This window comes from Micromonospora sp. GCM10011542, from assembly GCF_042650685.1.
Lineage (GTDB): Bacteria > Actinomycetota > Actinomycetes > Mycobacteriales > Micromonosporaceae > Micromonospora.
The window spans coordinates 1-600 of record NZ_JBHSBO010000073.1 but is presented as its reverse complement, the minus strand read 5'-3'; the positions used below and the strand labels follow the sequence as shown (position 1 = coordinate 600).

Here is a 600-nt window from a genome sequence, read left to right as displayed (position 1 = left end):
CTGGTCCGGCTACACCGGTGCGAGATCCACCCGAGTGCACCCGCTTGCCGGGCTTTCGCTGAAAGTGATGACCGCATCGAGTCGGTCCCTGGCCGCGACGAGTTCGGAGATCCGCTGGTCGATGCGGTCCCGTTCTGCGTGTAGCAGGGCGCGGGACTCCGGGGTGTTGACCTTTGCGTCGATGCAGGGCAGCAGGTCGAGGATCGTCTTGCTGGACAGGCCGGCGGCGTACAGCGTCTGGATCAGGTGTACCCGGTTGGCGGCGTCGTCCGGGTAGTGGCGTTGCCCGCCGCTGCTGCGTACCGGGGTCAGCAGGTGCTGTTCCTCGTAGTAGCGCAACGCCCGTACCGACACGCCGGTCCTCGCGGCTAGATCACCGATTCGCATGGCTGCTCTCCCCGGAGTGACCTCGACCACACCGCTTGTCTCTCACGTCAACGTCAGGTTTTAGCGTAGCTCGCGAACGGTCCACCCCTAATGCCTGGAGGCAGACATGAAGATCACCGGTTCTGTCGCGCTGGTCACCGGCGCCAACCGGGGCATTGGCCGGCACTTCACGCAGCAACTGCTGGAGCGCGGCGCGGCGAAGGTCTATGCGAC

Annotated in this window: 1 protein-coding gene and 1 pseudogene; one reads left to right on the top strand and one right to left on the bottom strand. The window is 65.5% G+C overall.

Features of this window, described 5'->3' with window-relative positions:
* Window positions 1-9: 9 nt before the first annotated feature.
* Window positions 10-387 (bottom strand): MerR family transcriptional regulator, encoded by a 378-nt coding sequence (locus ACFOW4_RS30195; protein ID WP_280836518.1) that lies wholly within the window; start codon window positions 385-387, stop codon window positions 10-12.
* Window positions 388-493: 106 nt separating this feature from the next.
* Here ACFOW4_RS30195 and ACFOW4_RS30190 point away from each other — a divergent pair.
* Window positions 494-600 (top strand): annotated as a pseudogene (locus tag ACFOW4_RS30190) (short-chain dehydrogenase); the annotation flags it as partial.